Here is a 19,624-nt window from a genome sequence, read left to right as displayed (position 1 = left end):
TTATCGGTTCGGCTTTGTTGTGCTGTCGATCTTCAGTGCTTTGGGGTTGGTATGGATGATTCTATCGTTGTGACCCGTGCTACGCGGGGCGTTAGCCCGTATCGTGCGGTTAGGTTTTGGTGCGTGTCGTTCGCTTGGATTGCGCGTCTCGCGTTTGTTGCCTACGCGATCGCTAAGCTGCCTTGGTAACGCCTTAGGCAATGCAGGCGCTCAACCCAACGGCCTTTTCTTTGCGCTCAGCGTAGCCACCAGCACCGCTGCCAACAAAACCCAGCCGACGATATGGATAGCAGTCATAGAACCGTACCCTCAAGATCATCAGGGTAGTCCCCTCGGCTCCGAAAAGGGTTCAAGATCTTCGTGTCATCGCTGGTGCATTCGGTCGCTATTGCGTCGCGACTGGTTGGGCTGGATAGAGACCGTATTCTTGTTTCCGCACCGACAGGAAAGAGTGAAGCCCAATCGTCGCCAATACCGCAATGGAGTGGGCGTCTCCAATCGACCGTACTTTTCGTCGCGGAATTTCGCAAACTTGTATTCCATCGCATACTCGCCGCGGACAAGGACCCCGCCCGATCGTTGCTCGGCGGATACGGAAACACCGGTCACACGACGGATACGGATGATGCGTCTTCCGACAGTATGATAGCTTTTCGTCAACATTCATAACGACGGTTCGTCCGGTCCGCCTGCAAATGTGGCAGTCGAGTTGGATTTCTGCCGAGCGATTAAATTCGATCCGGGAGACGGAGCTTGACAGGTGAAGCTGAGCGACGAGTACACGTCGAACTGTCTCCAACTTCGAAGGTCATTCCGTTTTGCGTCCTGCTTCAAGAACATTCTTGCGACGTCTAGTGCCTGGAGCCACCATGGACAACAAGTCCTAAGCCGAACATACGATGCGCCTTGCGTCGGCGCTCAATGATAGGGTGTTTGCAGCAGAGAGGGTAGTTTCATGAAGCGTTTGGCGATTTTCATGGACGGGACATGGAATATTCCCACGAGCGACACCAATGTGTCCCGGCTGCTCAGGCTTGTCGATCTCGACAGTAAATCCGATGTCGAGCAACGTACGACTTATATCGTCGGAGTCGGGACGACGTGGAATAGCCGGCTCCGCGGCGCTTTCGGCAAGGGCATCAATGACCGGATTAGAAGAGCCTATCTATGGCTTGCAAAGAACTATGCCGCAGGTGATGAGATCTTCATCTTCGGTTTCAGCAGAGGTGCCTTTGAGGCCCGTTCCCTGGTCGGGTTCATCGAACGGTGCGGCATTGCCCGCAAGGGCACGCCTGATGAAGTGGCCTCTCTGTTCGAGCGATACCACAGCACTGATCTTTTCTCAACGCGAGGAAATATTGAGCGATCTGCGAAAAATGAAACTTCACATCCTGAAACTGTTTTTCTGGAACGGACCGTTGCTGCCCAAGTGCAGTTTCTTGGAATTTGGGACACCGTTCGCTACGCCGACTTACCGTGGGGCGAGATCAGAGGACTCAGCCGCTCCCAGAATTTGTTTCACCACATCATGAGCACGAACGTCTGCCGACACGTTCGTCAGGCGATTGCTATCGATGAGCACCGGCGCGAATATCGTAACGAACCGTTTGAGGTTTCCGTAGATCATACTGAGCGAGTGGATGTCGAGCAGCGCTGGTTCGTTGGCGATCACTGCGATGTGGGTGGTGGGCACCCCGGCGGCGCCGTTTCTCATGTGCCTTTGTGCTGGATGCAACAGCAAGCGGCCTCGGCTGGACTGCGTTTCACGAAACAACTCGCACTAAACGGTGATGAGCACTTGCAGCCACTTCACGACACGTACAGTCGGTTTCTGAAAGGCACATATCGGCTCGTGAGCCCTCGTTACTACCGACCCATCGGCGACAAGGGCACCGCGGGGCGAAGCCCAAACATCCGGCAAGTGATCGATGCGACCGTTTTCGATCGATGGCGCCGTTCAAGCTGCTATCGCCCTGTGAACCTGCAAGCCTGGGCGGGGATTTCTCTCACCGGGAGTCAGCACGGAGATTTCGTGATCTGATCCTGCCGGGAACCGAAGCTCGTGGCCACGGGCACGCCTTCGCCCCTTCAGGACCGCGATGGCTTACTGCCCTCGCGCTGCGGGCTACGGCGTGGCAGCTTTCACTCGCTGTCCAAGCGAAGGCTGAAGAGAGCAACGGGATCGAATCCTCGTTTTCAGCTTGAAAGTCAGACGCCTCCCGTTCCCCTGCAACGCCAATTCCGGCCAATCGAAGCCAGCCTCGCCCAGGGTAGCGAGCGCCGCCATCGTCGCGGCGCTAAGGCACTGACCGCGATCGTGGAGAACTGGTGATGCCGACGAAGCGCGAACTCGCCCGCGCCGTCGCGCGCAACGCCGAGGTGCTCGGCATTATGGTCGAGCGCCTGCTGCCGGATGCCGAGGTAGTCAACGTTGAGGCGCGTGCTCCTAGCGCGCGCCAGCCGTCGGCGGCTCCGTGGAGGCCGCTGGCCGACCGCGAGCGCCGCCGCGCGGAGACCTTCCGTGCGATGAACGAGGTCGCGAGCCGGCGCCTCGCACGGGAGGTTGTGCAGCGGGCCGCCATGCTGGAGCGCCTCCGCCCGAGCCGGCGCTGCGGCACAATCGGCTGCGGCGACCGGTCCCGCAGCATGACCACGGCTGCGGCGCGTCGGCCTCTCAGAGCCCGCACAGCGCGTTTTTTTCCGGTTGACGCCACTGCACCTGCAGCCGTTCTCGATAGCGGCGCCTGCGAGCCGCTGACAGCGACGGTGGGCGGTACGGGGCTGGACCACAGCGTGGCCCGGTTCGGCGATGCCCCACACTGATGGTTCAGATTTCAGCCGGCGCCTGCCTTTCGGCGGGCGGCGATGCGCTCCTCAAGCGCGCTCACCAACGGCGTGCCGCATTGCATCAGGATGTCGACGATTGCGGTGAGTTCCGCACCGTCGAGCACCGCCGGCGAGACGGGCGCGCCGAACACTGCCTTGTCGATCCATTCGCACAGGCGCCGTCCGATCCCGTGATCAATCCAGAACTCGGAATTTGCGCCTTGAACCCGCCACCACGCCGCCACCGCGCCGGCGATGAACGTCAGTCGATTCGTGTGCGACTCGATCTCCAGCAGTCCGAGGAACGCGACAGCGACAAACGTGGATGCCGCTGCCTGCTCGGTCAATTGCGTGAGCATAGGCAGGAGCGAGTCAGCGCGGGCGGCTCCAAGGGGGTTGACGTAGCAGCGTGGCCCTCGTCCAATTTCGTGCTGCCCCATGAACATCGCGGCAATCGCTCCAGCAATGTGAAGGCTTGCGCCCGCAGACCGCTCGGATGCGAGGCGGCGCCATGACGAGGTCGCCACGAGCCGCTGCGCCAGCCCCTCGCGGATCGATACGGCTGTGCTGTCCGATAACGCGCCGTCGTTCAGCCAGAGCTGATCCAATGCATGCAGCACGGCCTCCGCTGCACCGAAGAAACGCTCTTCTGGCAATTGGGCGAGGGGATCGAGCACATACTCTTTGATGCCCGCGTCTCCGATCGAGACCGCGCACGCGAGTGCGGCTGCGAAATAGGCGTCGTTCCATTCGAATGCACGCTCGCCAGGCTCCTCATCTGGCTCACAACCCACACCATTCGCGCAGGCGGTCCATGGCCAACAATGCCGCACCAACGCGCGCAGCAGATCGGGACGAGTCACACGCCAGAGTGCGACTGCGAGCGACAACCATGCAGCCGCTGCTGGCGCATGCAGCGCGAAAACGCGTGGTCGAGTAGGGGATCGTTTCTGTCGCGGCCGCGCGCTGCCCAGCGAGATTCTGCGTCGCTCTTTTGGCGGGTACGGATCGGGCAGTTCAGGCCATCCGGGCTCTGGCCCTTCACTTGCGAGCCAGCGCAGTTCTGCGTCGACCGCGCTCTGGAGCCTCGTCTGCTCGGCCTCCTTGCGGGCCGTCTCTTGCGCTTCATAGCGCGCAGGATAGTCGGCGATGTTGCCGAAGTCGCTGTCGTCTCGTTGTCGGAGGGCATGGATGGCAGATATCAAGCCAAGGCGAACCAGTGATCGTGTGAGTTCCAGGCGCAATGGGCGTGCCGCTGCCACCTCGGCGCGGAGCACCGCTGCCATGCCCGTATCCGGTCTGGCGGCCAGGTGAAGCAGTAGAGAAAGGTCCGCGGGGACAAGACCGTCGCGGTATGCGGACAGGAACCCTACGGCCGCGATCGCGGCAGGGTTGAATTGCAGTTGCCGCGGGGACCCGCGGTCGATCGCCTCGCGCTTCGCCGCTTGCGCCAACTGGGCGCGCGCCCAATCACCATGCGCGGCCTTCAGCTCCAGCGATCCATCGCGCATCACCAGTGCGGCAACGATGAACCGCGTGCGCTTGATCCGCTCCTGCTCGTCCTTGTCCGGATCGTCCTGCGACGCTGACGCGTCCCGTGTCGCCCAGCGTACACCCCGCTCAAGAAGCTCAGCGGAACAAGGGGGGTCGGTGAGGGCTCGCATGATTTGCAATTGAATCGCAACCTCGTCGCTTCCAAGCTGCGCCTGCTCCGCGAACTCGCGGGCTAGCCGCCCTTCGTCGGCAGGCGCCACGTACTCGATGATTGAGCGTCCGCTGTCGTCCGTACCCCGCACATAGTTCGCAGGATTGAGCTGGTTCAGCGCGCTCATGGCGGCGAACTTCGGATCGGCCATTGCGCGGCTTTCACTATCCGGCGCCCCGATTCGTGCTGCCTCGTCCCGCAGCGCCTTCTCCATCGCTTCGCGCACGTCCGCGGGCCCATATACCCCGTACTGGCTGAGCCAGAAGTCGAGTGGCGTGCGACGTGAAGGGCGGCGCAGCAAGCTGTCCAGCCGAACCGCGCTGGCGGGTTCCGGGTGCACCCAGCCGGTGGAGATGCCATTGGCGTTGATGACGTCGTAGCCGTACCGCTGACGATCCATCGCCAGCAACTCGGCCGAGGCCGCTAACGGCCACAGGCACTCTCGCGTCTTAGGCCAATGCGACAGCATCACGTCGACCGCAACGAGTAGGTAGGCCGCCGGGGATCCTTCGCGGCCCAGAACGTCATCGATCACGGCCTGCACGGGCTCCCCGCGTTCGATGAGCAGGTGCGCCCACGCTTCCAAGGCCATGAGCGCCGACGCGGCGATATAGGCATCCTGCGAGCGGGACCACATGTAGGATTGGCGCCAGGGGAACGAGCGCCGGCCGCTAGGAAGTGGAATCTCGACGCGGTTGTCGCCTGGCTCTCTGCCGCGAGAGCGCTGCCGTACAGCGTGCGCGATGACACCGCGCACCAGCCGCAGCCCTTCCTCCTTGTTCGCCTGCAACAGATCAAAGAACGGAGCGCGCGCTGGCGACGCGGGGAAATACTCCAAGTCCCATGTCGAAAACATGTCCCCCAGCCGCGACCGTTGACCGTCTTCGTCGGAGTCTCCTTCAGGCAAGGCTTGCAGGAATAGGTCGGCCACGGCTCGCGGCGCCGCTTGGGGCGCGGTGCCCACAAACGGCAGCAGCTGGCGGAATAGAGCGTGCCGATGCGGATGGTTGGCTACAGCCTCGATGTACGATGCGGCGTCGGCCGGGCGAAGCTTGCACCATAGGAGAAAGTTCGTTCGAAGGTCGCGCTCCTGCGCCTCCGTCATCGACAATCCGGGTGCGGTCCTGGCAGCCATCCACGTATTGAAGTCGGGCCCCGTCGGGTGGTTCTTCGCCTCGACCTCGACTAGCCACGCATACAGGCGCTGAACCAGTAGTGGCGACAACGCATCAAGTCCCGCATAAGCGATGCACCAGCGACCGTAGAGGTCGACGAACAGCGGCACCGCCGCGTGGGGCAGCTGGTCCCCGATCGTGACCGACCAGATGATCAAGTTGAGCCACGCCGAACCGCGAGGCGCGACGATGTCATCGGTGAGTTGGGTTGTATCGAGACCACGTGCTGCCAAGAGCGGCGCTGCTGGTTGGGAGTCGACGGTTATGGCCGCGCGGACCAGATCGCCAAGCAGTTCGGCCTTGTTCGCGGCCAGCGCCGGCAAGCAGCGATTCAGCACTTCGTCTGCGCGCTCCGAACGCGCGAGGGCGAGCAAGACAGCGCGTCTCCATGAGCCGTGCGCGCCGGGCGCGCTCACCCGATCAAGCAGAGCCCGCCATGCCGTAGCATCGGTGCCCAACTCCGCGTGCAAGCGGGCGGCGAGTTCCACGCCGCGCACCAGGCGCGCCGGCGCCGGGCTCTCCAGCGCGATAGCGGAGAAGTGCTCCGGCTCCTCATACAGCAGGCTACCGATCGCCCAGTCGCGCAATACATCGTGTTCGGGCTCGACGCGAACCGAGCTGAGCGCACGGAGTGATCCGCTCTCAGTCAGCGCAGCGACTGCCTCCGCCGGCGACGTGCTGGCGTCGATTGGAACCGACGAGGCCAGCGAATGCACTGCAAGCGACCGGAGTACGCGGCGCCGCTCCAGGCGACCTGTCGCATCCGCGCCATCGCCCGTCGTCCACCACTGCCATGCCATCTGCGCTTCGCTGAACGGCACGGCGTCCTTGGCCGGCACGCTGCGCGCCAGCCGATTCAGGCGGTACAAGTTCCGCACGAGCTTCTCGGCTGGATGCCCTGGCCGTAGCAGCGCGGCCAGCGCGAGGTTGGCGCTCCGAAGCCCAGTCACCTCGTCGTCGTCGAGCTCCTCGATGACCAACGGTGGCGCTTCGCCGAGATCCTGCAGTGCCTGCGCCGGCAGCCACGCGCGCGCATCGGCGTCGAAGTCCAATCGCGCTGTGACCACGATGCGGAAACCGCGCACCTGAGCCGCGGCACCAATCAGGTCCGCGACGGTGGCCCGCTGCCCGGGGTCGTCGAAGCGGTCGAGGCCGTCGATAAACAGCGTGCCGCCGCCATCACCTGCTAGGTCGGTCAGGAACTCGCGCGCGTTCGCGTCGCAACCGAGCTGCGCCTGCAGTGCTGCCCATCCGCCGGCCGGGACACGATGCGGTGCGACGACCACAAGGCAGGACTCGACACCGATGCGCTGCGCTAGGTCCTTCAGCACCCCGGACTTGCCGACGCCGCCGGCGCCGCGGATTTCGAGGTACCGGGCCTGCTCAAGCGCATCGAGTGCTGCGGCAACACGGCCGCTACGATCGATAGCCACACCGTGCACGTGGGAGCCGATGGTGGCGAGCGTGTTCTCCGCGGCTTCGGCAAGCCGCTCGCGCGCGAGATGCAAGCGGCGGTCGCCAGCCAGCCGGTAGGCGCGCTCGGCGGTAAGTCGCTCGCGGAGCGTGGTGGCGTCCAGGTCTCCGCCAGCGGTATCGACATGCAGCGCGATCTGTTGCAGCGAGTCCCATAGTTCGCCCGCGCGCCCCGCCTCCTGGGGCGCAAGTATCAGCGCGCAGCGCTCGCGGGCCAGTTGCGCGCAAGCCGAGCCGGGCTGCTCGAAGTCGAACGCCAACACCTGGAGGCGAGACAGCAATCGCCACACGGCCGCGTCGTCATACGCCGCGCCGGCCGTACGCATGTGACCGCGGAATGCTTCGACGAAATCGCGCATCTCCTGGTGCGCTGCACCGGGCTGCGTCAGTCGAGCGAAAAAGCCTTCAGCGTCCTGGTACTCGCGTGCCCACTTCAGCACATTCTGGATGTGCTGCTCGATCTTGGTGGACGTGCGCGCGATCGCCACCGCGAGCTCATAGCGCGCCGTATCGAACTTCGGCTTGGTCGCGGCCTGGCAGGCCAGCGCGACCACGTCCGCGAAGACTGTGTCGCTGGCCGTGAAGGCAATCGTGCGCTTCGCCTGCAATTCGAGCGTGGCCGGGCGTCCTTGACGATCATGGCCGGTGATGATGACGTCGTCCATGGGGTGGCCGAGGCTGGCTCGTTGGAACGCCACGCGTGTGACCACGACGCCCGGAAGTCCGCGCGCCTCACCACCCGACAGCAGCGGCAGTAGATACTGCGCGCCGACGTGCCCCTCCAGCAGAGCGCCGGAAGGTCCGGCCGCGGCCGGACTGGCGACGGCCGGCGCGTCACCGACACGGCGACGCGTGCCTGTGCGCTTGGCCCCCAGCGCTCCGGATTTCTTGGCGGTGGCTTTCTTGCTCTTGGATGGAGACTTCGAGGATCGGGTCTTACGCGATCGCGCCATATGCGTGGGTCATTCCTGCGGCGCCCGCCGTCCACGTCAGATTCTCTTGGCGCGCGACAAGTGCTTATAGGGTCTGTCGTGGGGCAGGGGAAGCGTGGGCGCTCGCACAACGTTTGGGGGCGGACTGGGCTAAAATACCAGCTTTCTACTTTTGCGCGGCCGCTTGATCCCGTGCTTTCGCTCGAATGCCTTGGTGGCCCTGTCTTCCATTCTTGATCGGTAGCGCGTCAGGCGCTCGGGGTACGCTGCGCATAGACCGCGCGCCCACCGTTTGGGCAGAGCGGGCCTCGGATGACGAGGTCGTGCTACTTGGCGCCCGTCAGTAACAAGCCCGCGCCGCTGTAGCGCCTCACTCGCGAGAGTGGGCGTTTTACTTGCTCTATTTGCCGCCCGGCGCTAACCCTGTATCGGCAGGGAACGTCACATGTCAGATAGGGCCCGCGAGTTTATCGATTTCTGGGCGGAAAACAGCATCCACGCTGTCGAACAGGACCAGACTGCGGGCGCGTCGCAGGATGTGGCGGAACTCACACGGCGTCTCATCGAGGCTGCCAAGGGGAGGGCATTTCAGAGGCCGACCTGCGGGCCGCGATTGGCGACATCGCCGCCTATGTCGAAGAGCTTCTGAGGGCGGTCAACAGGGCTGAAAGCGAGCGACGTCAGCCTATGTAGGCTCTGTCCAACCTGCGGACATCGCCGGGCTCAAGGTTGAGTTCTTCGAACATTCGCTGCTGGTTGGGCGTCAATGCGACACTCAATACTTACGCTGTCGACCCTTCCGGGGCGGCGGCGAGGACCAATGTCACCGCCTGGCTCGGCTTTGCTACCGCAATCCAGATCTGCGTTTCACCGTCGTCGGCCGTCACTTCAACGACGGCGAATGAGTCGCCAAATGATTCGGCCATTTCGTTCAATGCGGTAACCAGCGCCGGGTTTCTCTTCGCAGGCGCCGCTCGCCTGAATATCGCCAGCCTGCCTTGTCGAATACTGTCCTGGAGCCCTCAGGTGGCCGGGGTGGCTGCCCCTCCGCCGGCACGTTGCAGCGCGGGCACGGCACGCCAGCTCCGCCACAAGGGCAAGTCCCGTCCCAAGGGTAGTCGCGATGGTTTTCGCAGACCCAGCCGATATCTTCGCAAATGAAACAATCCATCGCGCGCCTCTTTGGGCGGAGAGACGGCCCCGGCTCCGAGGGAGGTCAAGGGTGGGCCGGGGCCGCTCCGCCAGCTCGATTCGGCGAGCCAGCCAGAAATAACTGAAGAGCCGCAACAGCGGTTCCTGGGGCCACGCAGGCTGCGGCGGGGCATCCCCGCCGGAGAAGCGGCATGCGACGCTGGCCTGCCTCCGCGTTCATCGCCACACGGCTTGCGTAAAGCAGCGTGCCGACGCCTAGCGGAAACGCGCTGGAGATTATGAGCATCACCGGCCACACCGATATCCGCGAAATCGAGCGGTATTGTCGCGAAGCTGCGCGCAAGAAACTTGCCGTATCCGCGATGGCGAAACTTGAAGGCGGGTTTGATATCCGACTGCCTAACCCACCGGACGAGTTAGGCAAAAACGACGATAACTTATTGAAATCATTGGCTGCAAAATCAGACTGGCGATCCCAGCAGGACTCGAACCTGCAACCCGCGGAGCCGGGCGCGGATCGATTATCCGCTACTCAGCAAAGGCTTAGGTTGCGCCGTTGCGCAACTCCGGGGATTTCTCCGGGGGTATGCGCTTCCTGTAATGCGGCGTCGGGTCATAACCGAGCGCCACAACGGCCTTTCGACTCAATGGGCGCTTTCCGTTGAGCCATTCGCTGATGCGGCTATGGGAAAGGCCCAGCTCCTCGGCGACCATGCCTAACGATCCTTGCTCGACCAGCGCGCGGAGCTCCTCGACAATGTCGTTTGCGCTCGTCAGCGCGGCGCGCTGATGTGTTATTTTGGCCTCGGTGCTGCCGGAGTGCGGGACGGGGTCGTCCGGGCGCATGGGCGGGGCTCCTAGCGGGTTTTCTACACCCTGATGAGACTGGCTTTAAAAAGGGTCCGGTGTGCCTAGGAGGCCGGACCCATAGCCTCAGCAGCGGCAATGACCGTGGTTCGGCTATGAATCCCTAATTGACAAAATCGACGTTCGTTCCTGTTCGCGCTCCGCGGCTTCACGCATGATCCCGACGCGGCGTGCCAGTTAGCGCTCTGCCAGCCGATACTCAGCAAAGCCTTAGGCCGGCTCGCCGCCGCGCTCCGGGGTTTTCTCCGGGGCGTGCCCGTCAAGGTGGTCGATTAAGTTGCGGATCTTTGCTTCGGCGGGCCACGAGCCGTGCAGGACTTCGCTGACGTGCGCCACAATCCTGGCAAACCGATCTCGCTCATCGCGCGCCAGGTCGCGCTCTAGACCCAGAAGGTCGTTAATTTTCAGGAAGAGGGCGGCCTCAGCGTTGGCAAAAGACGCGGACGATTTTGTAGCCGCATCGTCCATTCTTGCGCTCATTCTCTGACGCAGGCAAAAGTTTGTAGGATCGTTCGCAGACGCTCTTCGCGAGTCCCTCGACGCTGCCCGTGCAGTCGATGAATTCGGTGTGGCGCTCACAGAGCTCTTCCTGATCACCCTGACACACCAGCAGATCTCGGGTGCCTCTGAAAAGATAAACGCTGGCGCCCCAATAGAGACCGCCGAGCAACGCTACAACTATCGCTCCTGTGATGGAGGCTATTCTAATCGACGAACGTTCCATCGTTGGACCTTGGGAGAGCTTTCACAGGTGTTGTTGCTTCGGCCATCTACATCTTCGGTTAGTCACAGCCAACCAGCCGCGAGGCGGAGCCACCGCTCCTTGTCACTCGGCGCAGACAGTCAGATCTCCCCGCTTTGAGTCGAGACAAGCCGAATAGCGGCGGGACCTTCTATGTTGGCGCTGACGTATTTCTGCGCGTCCGAAATGAGGCCTGCCACGGCGGATTTATTGTATGAGAGATGCTTTGGATTTAGGTGCAGACCGGTTTCGACGATCATCACGTGGGTGATTCCGGAGGGTAGAATCTCGATGGCGAATGATACGAAGGACGCATGCGGAGCTTTGAAGGGCATAGGAGCCGGCTTTCAGTGACGGCGAACGTAGATGGCGCCCCAGCCAAGGCCGAGTGTGGCGGCGATAAGCGAGCCGAAGAGTACGCCCAGCTTCGCCGCACTCAACAACCCTTGATCGGCGAAGGCAAGCATCGAGATGAAGATCGACATGGTAAAACCGATGCCAGCCAGCAGGCCGACCAGACAGACGCCACCCCACGAAACTCCAGGAGCAAGGCGACACCAGCCCAGTCGCACCGCGCCCCAAGTGGCGCCGACGACGCCAAGAGGTTTCCCGACGACCAATGCAAGCGCAGTGCCCACCATTACGAAATGGCCGCCAGCGGAGAGATCGGCACCCGTTAAGCCGACGCCGGCATTCGCCAGTGCGAAAATCGGCATGACCCCGTAGGCCACCCACGGATGCATTGCGATCTGCACCCGCGACACCGGTGGCAATATCTCACGGTGAGCTATGCGAAGATCTCGCAAGGGTTGCTCCAACCGGTGCGGGTCCCTTGCTTTGATCGCATCACTGCTTCGTAACTGCTTGAGCACGCGGGAGACGACTTCCAGCGGCGGTTCCCGCATCGGTATCGCGCCTGCCGGAGTCATTAATCCGAGTAGGACACTCGCAAGGGTCGGATGGATCTCGGCTATCATGAATCCAAGCCAAACCAAGGAGCCCGGCAAGACGTAAAGGGGCGCAGAACCGATCCCAATCCGCTGAAATCCCAACGCAGCGAGAACGCCCAGTAACGCGATGATGAAACCGCCCAACTGAAGGCTGGCGGTGTAGAAGAGGGCAATGATCAGCACGGCAATAATGTCGTCTATAATCGCCAGAGCAAGCAGGAAGACTCGCACGTTGACCGGGACCCTTCGTCCAAGCAGCGCCAGGACACCGACGGCGAAGGCGATATCTGTCGCAGTTGGCACGGCCCAACCATGCCCTCTAGCCGGATCGCTATTGATGCTCAGGTAGATGAGCGCCGGCATGATCACGCCACCCGTCGCCGCGATTAGCGGCAGAACTGCTTGGTCGAGTGTGCTCAGAGCGCCTTCGTGAACCTCGCGCCGAATCTCCATGCCTACGACCAGGAAGAAGACTGTCATCAGAGCGTCGTTGACCCAGAAATGAAGCGATCGGGAAAAGACGTGTTCGCCGACACCAATGGTGAGCGGAAGGTTCCAAAACGCGTGATAGCTATGAGCGGACGAAGAGTTGGCCCAGATCAGTGCAGCGGCGGCCGCAACGAGAAGAGCGGCACCGCTGACGGCCTCGACATGCAAGAACCGATGGAGGGTGCCCAAGGCCTGTTCCGCCAGCCGTTGGGCTGTCGGTAGATCGTTCAATGGAGGACTTTCGTTCATAGGGCGCACGCAATCTGCATCTGCGTGGCGGCCCGACCATCGCTTAACCTGTCGCTGCCGTGCAGCGAGCACCCGAAACCGTTATACATAGCGACGGCTGCAATTCAATCGACAATCGGTGCGAACGGAAGCACAGCCGCGCTCTATTGCCGCGTCGTTCCTGGTCAAAACCGACCAGCGCTCCTCTCGTTGATCATGCACTGTTGCGGTCATGAATGGCTGGACAGAACATCTCAGGTGCCTTAAGTGCGGCAAAACTGGCGATGCCGAGCTATTCGAGATTAGCCAATTCAATAATGATTTCAGAAAAGTCCCAGAGGGTTTCAAAGTCGTTGTCGGCGAATTTGGAAGTGAGTTTTATTGCGCATCTTGCGAGATACCCAGTTTAACTATGAAAAGGCCGCCTCAGTTGGCGGCCTATTCGTATGAGCCGGTTCACGCGTTCAAAAAGACGAAGGCCGCAGCGATGTTCTCGCTGCGGCCGCGCGTGTCAAAAGATATCCGGGTGAAAAAGATCTAAGTGAAATATGGAACCAGCCCCTGTACCGGGGCAATTCGGTACCTTTCAAGTCAAATCTGCCGCACATGCAACCGGGATCTATGGCTTGCTTAACCTGCATTAGATTGCTGAAAGAAAGTTCGACGGGCTGAACCGACGGAGGAACCATCTTGAGTATGCGGCATTTTCGAACCGCTTCTGGCCTTTCCCTTTGGGGCTTCCTTGAGGTCGGAAACGTGATGACAGCACGGCTCCAGCTTCCAAGCTGGGCCGTGGCTCACTTCGCGGGCGCAAATTGCGGTGGCTTGCCGCTTTCGAAATCTGGCCGAAGCTCGGCGCCGTGACCACCGCAACCCCGGCAGACGAACCGCGGCTCGAGATCGGAGAGCCTTACATCGTCCGGCCATTGGTCGACCGTCTCCGGCGCCAGCGTGATGTGGTGGCCGCATTTGTAATCGGCGCAGTAGACCAGCAGGCCGCGCGTGCCGCCGCGGCCGGCGCGCATTTCGCCGAGCGTAATCTTTTGCGCGCGTTTGTTCATTCGCCGCTCTTGTCGACCTGCTTTGCCGGCGCCGGCGACAGGTCGCGGGCGCCGTTGGTCTCTTCCATCGCTTGGCGCAGATCCTCGACGTTCGCCACCGTGTAGAATGTGGCAGTCGTCTTGATGTCGGTGTGACCGAGCAGCTCCCGCACCACGCGGAGATTGCGGGTCTTGCGCAAGGTGCGCATGCCCGTGGTGTGGCGCAGGTCGTGAATGCGGGCCTTGGCACCGGCCTTTTGCCACGTGCGGTCCTTGTGCGAGCCGAGGCCCTCATAGGTGATGGGGTGGCGCTCACCCTTCATCATCCGGCGATCGGCCGGGTTGCGCCAGTTTTTCCAGTTGCGCTGCGCCTTCGTGGTGAAAACGAATTCGGCATGATGGCCGCGCCAGCGCCAAAGGATCGCTTTATTCCGCTGGCTACAATCTGGCTATATATTTTGTAGCCAGCTTCATCGTTTTCCGGTAACCCGTTGAAAAACTTGGTGAGCGCGCTGGGGCTCGAACCCAGGACCCCGTGATTAAAAGTCATGTTCTCAGGTAGAATTCCTCGTGCACCCCTGCAGACTGACCGGCTGCCGAGATAGCAACTACACTGCAGTCGCTCGCAAGGGAAGGCCGGCGAGGAGGGGCCCGTACCGCGTTAGTGGGCCCAAAACTACGGTCGTGATGCTGCGAAGATGACCGAGGTAAGGACCGTAGTTATTGCCCCTAGGCGCAAGGAAACATGCGTCAAATCAAAGCGATTGACAGGACTCCCTCTCCGCCACGGACCCTCCGAAACCGCTGAAACTCCCGCTTAACCTATAAAATAAGGCTTTCCGAAAAAGTCCGGTGGTACACGCAGGTGGTCACCGTGAGCCGTTTTCGCATGATCGAGCCGTGGGTAAATCCGCGTTCAGAGTTCTACTGGTTTCGCCGCCGCGTGCCCGTGGCGTACCGCGGATTCGGCATGCCGGCCGAGATCAAGTTTAGCTTGAAGACCAAGGATTGGGACGAGGCTGTCATTCGCGCGGCCGAAGCCAACGTCAGGATCGAGCGGGAATGGCGCTCCACCCTCGTGGGCAGGTCCCCGGACGAGATCTGGGTGCGGAGCTCGCAGGCGGCCTCGATCGGGCTGATCGTGAACGAACTCGTGACGAACTGCTTCAAGTACGCGTTTCCGGAGGCCGCCACGGCTCGGTGGAGGTCGAGCTGCGGGCCAAGGAAGGCCAAGTTCTCGTGTCGATTAGGGACGACGGGATCGGTTGCTCCGCGGAAGCGAAGAGCGGACTGGGCACCCGGCTCATCAACCTCCTCGCCACCCAGATGAAGGGAAGGGTCGCGAGAAAGCCCCTTCCGCAAGGCTGCGAGGTGCAGGTCTCGATCGCGCTCGATACCTGAGAATGGCGAAGTGTTTTCGGATTTCAACTGCAACCATGGACGGGCTCTGACGTAGACGAGTGTCGGAGCCTGCGAGAACACCATGGTCGATCGGTTGCCAAAACACCTCGAAGAACTGGACCGATTCCGCAGGCTTCGCGGAGACGACCGATCCTCTGGCCGCACGGCTGCTGCAGGACATCATAGCCGAACTCGAGGCAGATCTTAATCCGCCCCCACAGGCGAGCGGCTCGAAGAGCGATCGCACCTAGTTCCCATGCTCCGCGACAGCCGCCTGGATCGCCCGGTCAAGATCATCCACTTGGAAGGGCTTGCGCAGCATGGGCCTATTCTTGAAACACTCGGGTACATCGGCTTCCCCATAGCCGCTCGCGAAAACGAACGGCACAGCTCTCTTCGCGAGATTCTCCGCCACCGGCAGGCTCGTCGATCCTCCGAGGTTGATGTCGAGGATGGCGATATCGAAGCCCGGATCGTGCGCAAGTCGTAGCGCGTCCTCGATATGCCCGGCCTCGGCGACGACGGCGTGTCCGAGCTCCTCGAGCATGTCGACGAGCATCATTCGGATCAAGGCTTCGTCTTCGACAAGAAAGATCTTCCGGGGAGATTCACGTGGATCCTTGGAGGGGCCGATGTCCGCGCAGTCCTTCGTCCGCATGCAACGCCTCGATAGGCCGCAGATGATGTTTTTGGACGAGGACGACGTCCGGATTAAGTGCCTCGGACGCTCGCTCCCCCCGCAGCGGCGACGGTCCAGTCGCCAGAGGGAAAAGGGGTAAACGACCTCGACCGGGGTCGAGATCGCCAACCTATTGGCTAGGTTTCGCTCCCGGCTGGGGCTTGGGGGGCAAGGGTGCCGAGAGCAGGGATTCGACGCGGTGAAGTGCCGATCGTTCCCTTGCGGAGCGAAGCAGCGCTTGCAGCACTCCTTCGTACGCGTGATGAGCAGGAGCGCCGCGCGAGTTGGCGCGGCAGACTGATAAATCCGAAAGGCGCCGCCCCGAAGGGCGGCGCCTGAAGCATCGATTACCAGCGGCCGGTACCGAAGCTGAAGCCGATGCTCGGCCCGCCTCCGTAATAGCCGTACCCGCGATCGTAATAGCCCGGACCGCCGTAGGATCCATAGCTCCTGCGCACGACGTAGCTGTCGTCGTCGCCGTAGTAACGCTGCACGTAGCGGGGGCCACGGGTGCGGAAGCAGCGGCCGTACTCGTTGCAGACCAGGCGAACTTGGTCGACGTTTGCCGCTTCCGCCGATCCGACCGGGGTGGGATTGAGCGGAGCTGCCGAGGCCGCCGACGCCAGCATGGCGGTGGCGGCGAACGCTCCGAGAGCAATAGTCCTCATGTTCGCTCTCCTTCGTGTGACGAGATCAATCGATCTCTTCGATGACGCGACGTTCCTGCGGGTCGACGATGTAGGTGCGTCTATCCCGGTTGATGTACCGGTACTCCCGCAGGCTCGGGGCCTCGCGATAGACCTCCTCCGGGAAGGTCTCGACTTCCACGTCTTGCGGCAGGCGCTCGCCCCTCCGGATCTCGGTACGCACGGTGCTGCCGGTGGTCTGCCGCTCGCGCTCGACAGGACGCGCCTTGGCGTGCTTGCGGACGACTTCGCGATCGCGATCGCTGAACGTCACCTTGCGCTGTTCGGTCCGCGCCGGCGCGGCCGCCGTCGAGCGGCCGGAGTACGGGAGGACCGCGACGATCTGATAGCTCGAAGGCTCCACGATCACGATCTCATCCTTCACCAGCACGAAGTTGTAGCCTCTGTACTGCGGCACGACCTCGACGACCTCGGCAGGAAGCGGCTGCAGGCGGACATCGCGCGGCACCGCCGTGCCCACCGACAACGAGAAGTTCACGTTGTTGAGGGGTTGCACGTTCAGATGCGAAATCGACGTGCTGATCCGGGTCCGCTGCTGATCGTTGATGTTCACCGACGCGTTCACGTTGGTGTTCGAGGAACGATCGGCCGTATTCTGCTGATTGTTCGGCTGCTGCGCCGTGTTGGTCGAACCGCTACCCGTGGGCGACTGCGCCTGGTTGGTGCCCGAGGTGGGCGGATTGGCGCTCTGCGTCTGGGTGTTCGTGTTCGAAGGAGAATTGGTCTGCGCCTGGCTCGAAGGCGTAGTGGTCCGATTGGACGGCTGATTGGTCTGAGCCTGGTTGGTCGAGTTGTTCGAGGCCGGCGCCTGCGTGGTGTTGGTGCCCGAATTGGACGACCGGCCTGCGGCGCTCTGACCGGTCGAGGACGGAGACTGCGTCTGGGCCGAATTCGCCGAAGGATAGGCGGGCTGTGCGGATCCCGAGGATGAATTGGACGGGGTCGAAGAGGACGGCGTCGTGGATGTGGAATCCTGCTGACGCGTCGGCGGATTGGAGTTCGACGTACTCGGAGAGGACTGGGCAAAAGCGGCAGTCGCGATCGCGACTGCAGCGGTGGTAGCCAACAATAAACGCTTGTTCATCTGAACCTCCTTAATGCGGACGTCGAACAACCTCGGGCGGGACGCTGGGTTCCATTCCGGGAAAACTAGGCAATTCCGCGAGATCCGTGTTTTCTGTTGTCCCGAAATGGTGCAGATCGCGAGAGTGGGAACTTCGGTCGCGCGGCGTCGTTGGCAATGACTACTTACGAGTTATTTTTCACTTTGAGGAGGACACACCATGAAGAAGCTTATCCTGTGCGGCGCTCTTGCCGCCTTCGCCCTCGGCACCCAGGCGGCCAGCGCCGCCGAGTTCTACATCGTGCGCGACGCCACCACCAAGAAGTGCACCATCGTCGACAGCAAGCCGACCACCACCACCACGACCGTCGTGGGCGACGGCGTCTTTAAGACCCGGGTCGAGGCGGAGTCCGCGGTCAAGACCACGAAGGTCTGCACCGAGCAGTAATAGCCGCGACGGCGTCAAGAGCCGTCTCTCAAGCGTTCTGACAGCGATTGGAGGAGAAAATGCCCGTACTGATTTTTTGGGCCGTTCCAGCCGTCCTGGTTGTTGGCGGCGTCGGCTATTTTCTGGTTCACATGCACTGAGCGGAAACCCCGTACGGATGAACGGCCCGCCCATCTGGGCGGGCCGTTTTTCGTTGCAGCACTTCCGTACACAAAAAAGGGCCCCGTAGTTGGGGCCCCAATTCGCCGAGAGCACTCGTCGCCCTTAGTTGTAGTCGGAATATTTGAACTGCGGGAGTGCCTTCAATTGCTCCTTGTTGCCGCTCATGACGGCGTGGTCAGGGACCCAATCGTTCGCGGTGCGGTTCGTCGTGGTTGTGGACGCGGTCCCGGTCGTGGTGGTCTCGCGCGACGTGGTCGAAGTGCCGCTCGAGCTGGTCCGGACCGGCTCTTCGACGAACTTCAGCTTGTCCATGGAGATGGCGATATCGTGCTCGCCCATGCCGAGGAAGCCACCGATGCCGATGACCACCGCGTTGATCTTGCCGCTCTTGTCGACGAGCAGTTCGTTGATGTCGCCGAGCTTCTCGTTGGCTTCGTTGTAGACATTCAAGCCCATCAGCTTCGAGGCACGCCAATTTCCCTTGAGCGCCATCTTATCGGCCGGCTGAGCGGTCGCCGCCGGCGCGGCGCGATCGGCGGGCTGTGTGGATTGTGCGAAAGCAGCGCCGCCGATCACGGCAGTGCCAAGCAAAGCGACGGCAAGAAAGCTTTTCATCGATGATCTCCTCCAACGTGACGCACCCGTTGGGATGCCGGCCTCAACGCCCCTAATTACCGCTTGTTCCCGATGCGGAACGGATTGCCAAGGATTCGATCGCGCCTGTCCGGCAAACTAGCCGCGGAACAGATCTCTCACGCGAGGCGTCCTCCGCGAGCGACCAGGTCGCGATATCGGGTCTCGTAGTCCTTCGCCATCCGACTTGCGGCGAAGCGCTCCTCGAACCGGGCGCGGACCACTCGTCTGTCCAGCCGGCCCAGATCTTTCACTGCCCTGATCGCCTGCTCCTCACCATCGACGATGAAGCCCGTGACGCCATCCTCCACGACTTCCGGGACCGAGCCTGATCGATAGGCGATCACGGGTGTCCCGCAGGCCATCGCCTCGATCATGACCAGACCGAACGGCTCGGGCCAACCGATCGGAAACACCAGGCCCGCCGTTGGGCGGCTTTTCTTTTTCTACCGGCCGGCCCGGTAGAATGAAGACGCCCACTTACCTCAGGGCGTTTGATCGCAGAAACCGAGCGCGGTTTGGAGCCGCAGCCGATCTTGGCGCCCGACTTAATTGCTGAGTTGTCTTGTTTGACCGTGGTTTGAAGCCCGTGACGCCGTCAGCACCGATCCGGAACGGTAGGCGATCACGGGGGTACCGCACGCCATCGCCTCGATCAAGACGAGGCCGAACGGCTCAGGCCAATCGATTGGAAACAAGACGCGGCGGCGCCGGCGAGGAACGGCTGCTTGCGAACCTCGTCCACCTCGCCGATAAGCTTGATCTCTTCGCCGTCGAACTTGGGTTCGAGCTTCTTCTTGAAGTAGGCCGTTTCCGCGCGGGGTATCTTGGCTGCGATCCTAAGTGGCATCCCGACGGCGCGTGCGATGCGTATGGCGTCTTCCGGCCCCTTCTCCGCCGTGAGCCGTCCGAGTTCTTCGGTATCGCTTTCGCGCTCCTCCCATCTCCTGTG

At 62.1% G+C, this 19,624-nt stretch carries 15 protein-coding genes, 1 tRNA gene and 3 pseudogenes; 5 read left to right on the top strand and 14 right to left on the bottom strand.

Going from position 1 to position 19,624, the window contains the following annotated elements; all coding sequences use genetic code 11:
• Window positions 1-955 precede the first annotated feature (955 nt).
• Window positions 956-2,041 carry a DUF2235 domain-containing protein gene (locus AB7245_RS45315; protein ID WP_439035836.1) on the top strand — a complete coding sequence of 362 codons (1,086 nt, stop codon included), beginning with the start codon at window positions 956-958 and terminating at the stop codon, window positions 2,039-2,041.
• A gap of 290 nt (window positions 2,042-2,331) precedes the next feature.
• A complete protein-coding gene (locus AB7245_RS45310) occupies window positions 2,332-2,823 on the top strand; it encodes a hypothetical protein (protein WP_439035835.1) in 492 nt (163 codons plus the stop codon).
• Window positions 2,824-2,834: 11 nt separating this feature from the next.
• Here AB7245_RS45310 and AB7245_RS45305 read toward each other — a convergent pair whose 3' ends face one another.
• From AB7245_RS45305 to AB7245_RS45270, 8 genes are all read right to left on the bottom strand, one after another.
• On the bottom strand, window positions 2,835-8,132 hold the full coding sequence (locus AB7245_RS45305) for a hypothetical protein (protein WP_439035834.1): 5,298 nt from the start codon (window positions 8,130-8,132) through the stop codon (window positions 2,835-2,837).
• A gap of 761 nt (window positions 8,133-8,893) precedes the next feature.
• Entirely contained in the window at window positions 8,894-9,046 is a 153-nt protein-coding gene (locus AB7245_RS45300) for a hypothetical protein (RefSeq protein WP_439035833.1), read from the bottom strand.
• 684 nt (window positions 9,047-9,730) lie between these two features.
• Window positions 9,731-9,830 (bottom strand) — tRNA-OTHER (locus AB7245_RS45295).
• Window positions 9,807-10,109 carry a helix-turn-helix domain-containing protein gene (locus tag AB7245_RS45290; protein WP_439035832.1) on the bottom strand — a complete coding sequence of 101 codons (303 nt, stop codon included), beginning with the start codon at window positions 10,107-10,109 and terminating at the stop codon, window positions 9,807-9,809. Before AB7245_RS45290 ends, AB7245_RS45295 begins: the two co-directional genes overlap by 24 nt.
• A gap of 231 nt (window positions 10,110-10,340) precedes the next feature.
• Entirely contained in the window at window positions 10,341-10,598 is a 258-nt protein-coding gene (locus AB7245_RS45285; protein ID WP_439035831.1) for a hypothetical protein, read from the bottom strand.
• 621 nt (window positions 10,599-11,219) lie between these two features.
• Window positions 11,220-12,560, bottom strand: a complete 1,341-nt coding sequence (gene nhaA / locus AB7245_RS45280; protein WP_439035830.1) for a Na+/H+ antiporter NhaA — start codon at window positions 12,558-12,560, stop codon at window positions 11,220-11,222.
• A gap of 776 nt (window positions 12,561-13,336) precedes the next feature.
• Entirely contained in the window at window positions 13,337-13,600 is a 264-nt protein-coding gene (locus AB7245_RS45275; RefSeq protein ID WP_439035829.1) for a hypothetical protein, read from the bottom strand.
• A complete protein-coding gene (locus AB7245_RS45270; protein WP_439035983.1) occupies window positions 13,597-14,001 on the bottom strand; it encodes a tyrosine-type recombinase/integrase in 405 nt (134 codons plus the stop codon). The genes AB7245_RS45275 and AB7245_RS45270 overlap by 4 nt, the downstream gene beginning before the upstream one ends.
• A 467-nt stretch (window positions 14,002-14,468) precedes the next feature.
• On the opposite strand from AB7245_RS45270, the pseudogene AB7245_RS45265 reads away from it, so the two are divergent.
• Window positions 14,469-14,591, top strand: a pseudogene (locus tag AB7245_RS45265) (DUF6538 domain-containing protein); the annotation flags it as partial.
• Between the two features lie 50 nt (window positions 14,592-14,641).
• Window positions 14,642-14,980 (top strand): ATP-binding protein, encoded by a 339-nt coding sequence (locus tag AB7245_RS45260; RefSeq protein ID WP_144030584.1) that lies wholly within the window; start codon window positions 14,642-14,644, stop codon window positions 14,978-14,980.
• A 247-nt stretch (window positions 14,981-15,227) separates the two neighbouring features.
• On the opposite strand, the gene AB7245_RS45255 is transcribed toward AB7245_RS45260, so the two are convergent.
• The 3 genes from AB7245_RS45255 to AB7245_RS45245 form a co-directional block, all read right to left on the bottom strand.
• Entirely contained in the window at window positions 15,228-15,638 is a 411-nt protein-coding gene (locus AB7245_RS45255) for a response regulator (RefSeq protein WP_439035828.1), read from the bottom strand.
• 368 nt (window positions 15,639-16,006) lie between these two features.
• The gene (locus tag AB7245_RS45250) at window positions 16,007-16,327 is read right to left on the bottom strand and encodes a hypothetical protein (RefSeq protein ID WP_354099039.1); all 321 of its coding nucleotides are present in this window, start codon (window positions 16,325-16,327) and stop codon (window positions 16,007-16,009) included.
• Between the two features lie 25 nt (window positions 16,328-16,352).
• Entirely contained in the window at window positions 16,353-17,450 is a 1,098-nt protein-coding gene (locus AB7245_RS45245; RefSeq protein WP_439035827.1) for a DUF1236 domain-containing protein, read from the bottom strand.
• 199 nt (window positions 17,451-17,649) lie between these two features.
• Between AB7245_RS45245 and AB7245_RS45240 the strand changes: the two genes are divergently transcribed.
• Entirely contained in the window at window positions 17,650-17,877 is a 228-nt protein-coding gene (locus tag AB7245_RS45240; protein WP_085398566.1) for a hypothetical protein, read from the top strand.
• Window positions 17,878-18,141: 264 nt separating this feature from the next.
• Here AB7245_RS45240 and AB7245_RS45235 read toward each other — a convergent pair whose 3' ends face one another.
• From AB7245_RS45235 to AB7245_RS45225, 3 genes and pseudogenes are all read right to left on the bottom strand, one after another.
• Window positions 18,142-18,654, bottom strand: a complete 513-nt coding sequence (locus tag AB7245_RS45235) for a PRC-barrel domain-containing protein (RefSeq protein ID WP_085398567.1) — start codon at window positions 18,652-18,654, stop codon at window positions 18,142-18,144.
• Between the two features lie 137 nt (window positions 18,655-18,791).
• Window positions 18,792-19,097: pseudogene (locus tag AB7245_RS45230) on the bottom strand (glycosyltransferase); the annotation flags it as partial.
• 177 nt (window positions 19,098-19,274) lie between these two features.
• A pseudogene (locus AB7245_RS45225) lies at window positions 19,275-19,585 on the bottom strand (glycosyltransferase); the annotation flags it as partial.
• Between the last annotated feature and the right edge of the window lie 39 nt (window positions 19,586-19,624).

It is taken from the genome of Bradyrhizobium sp. 604_D8_N2_3, from assembly GCF_051810765.1.
GTDB lineage: Bacteria > Pseudomonadota > Alphaproteobacteria > Rhizobiales > Xanthobacteraceae > Bradyrhizobium > Bradyrhizobium barranii.
Note: the sequence above shows the minus strand (reverse complement) of the source record. Positions and strands in the feature narration are given on the sequence as shown.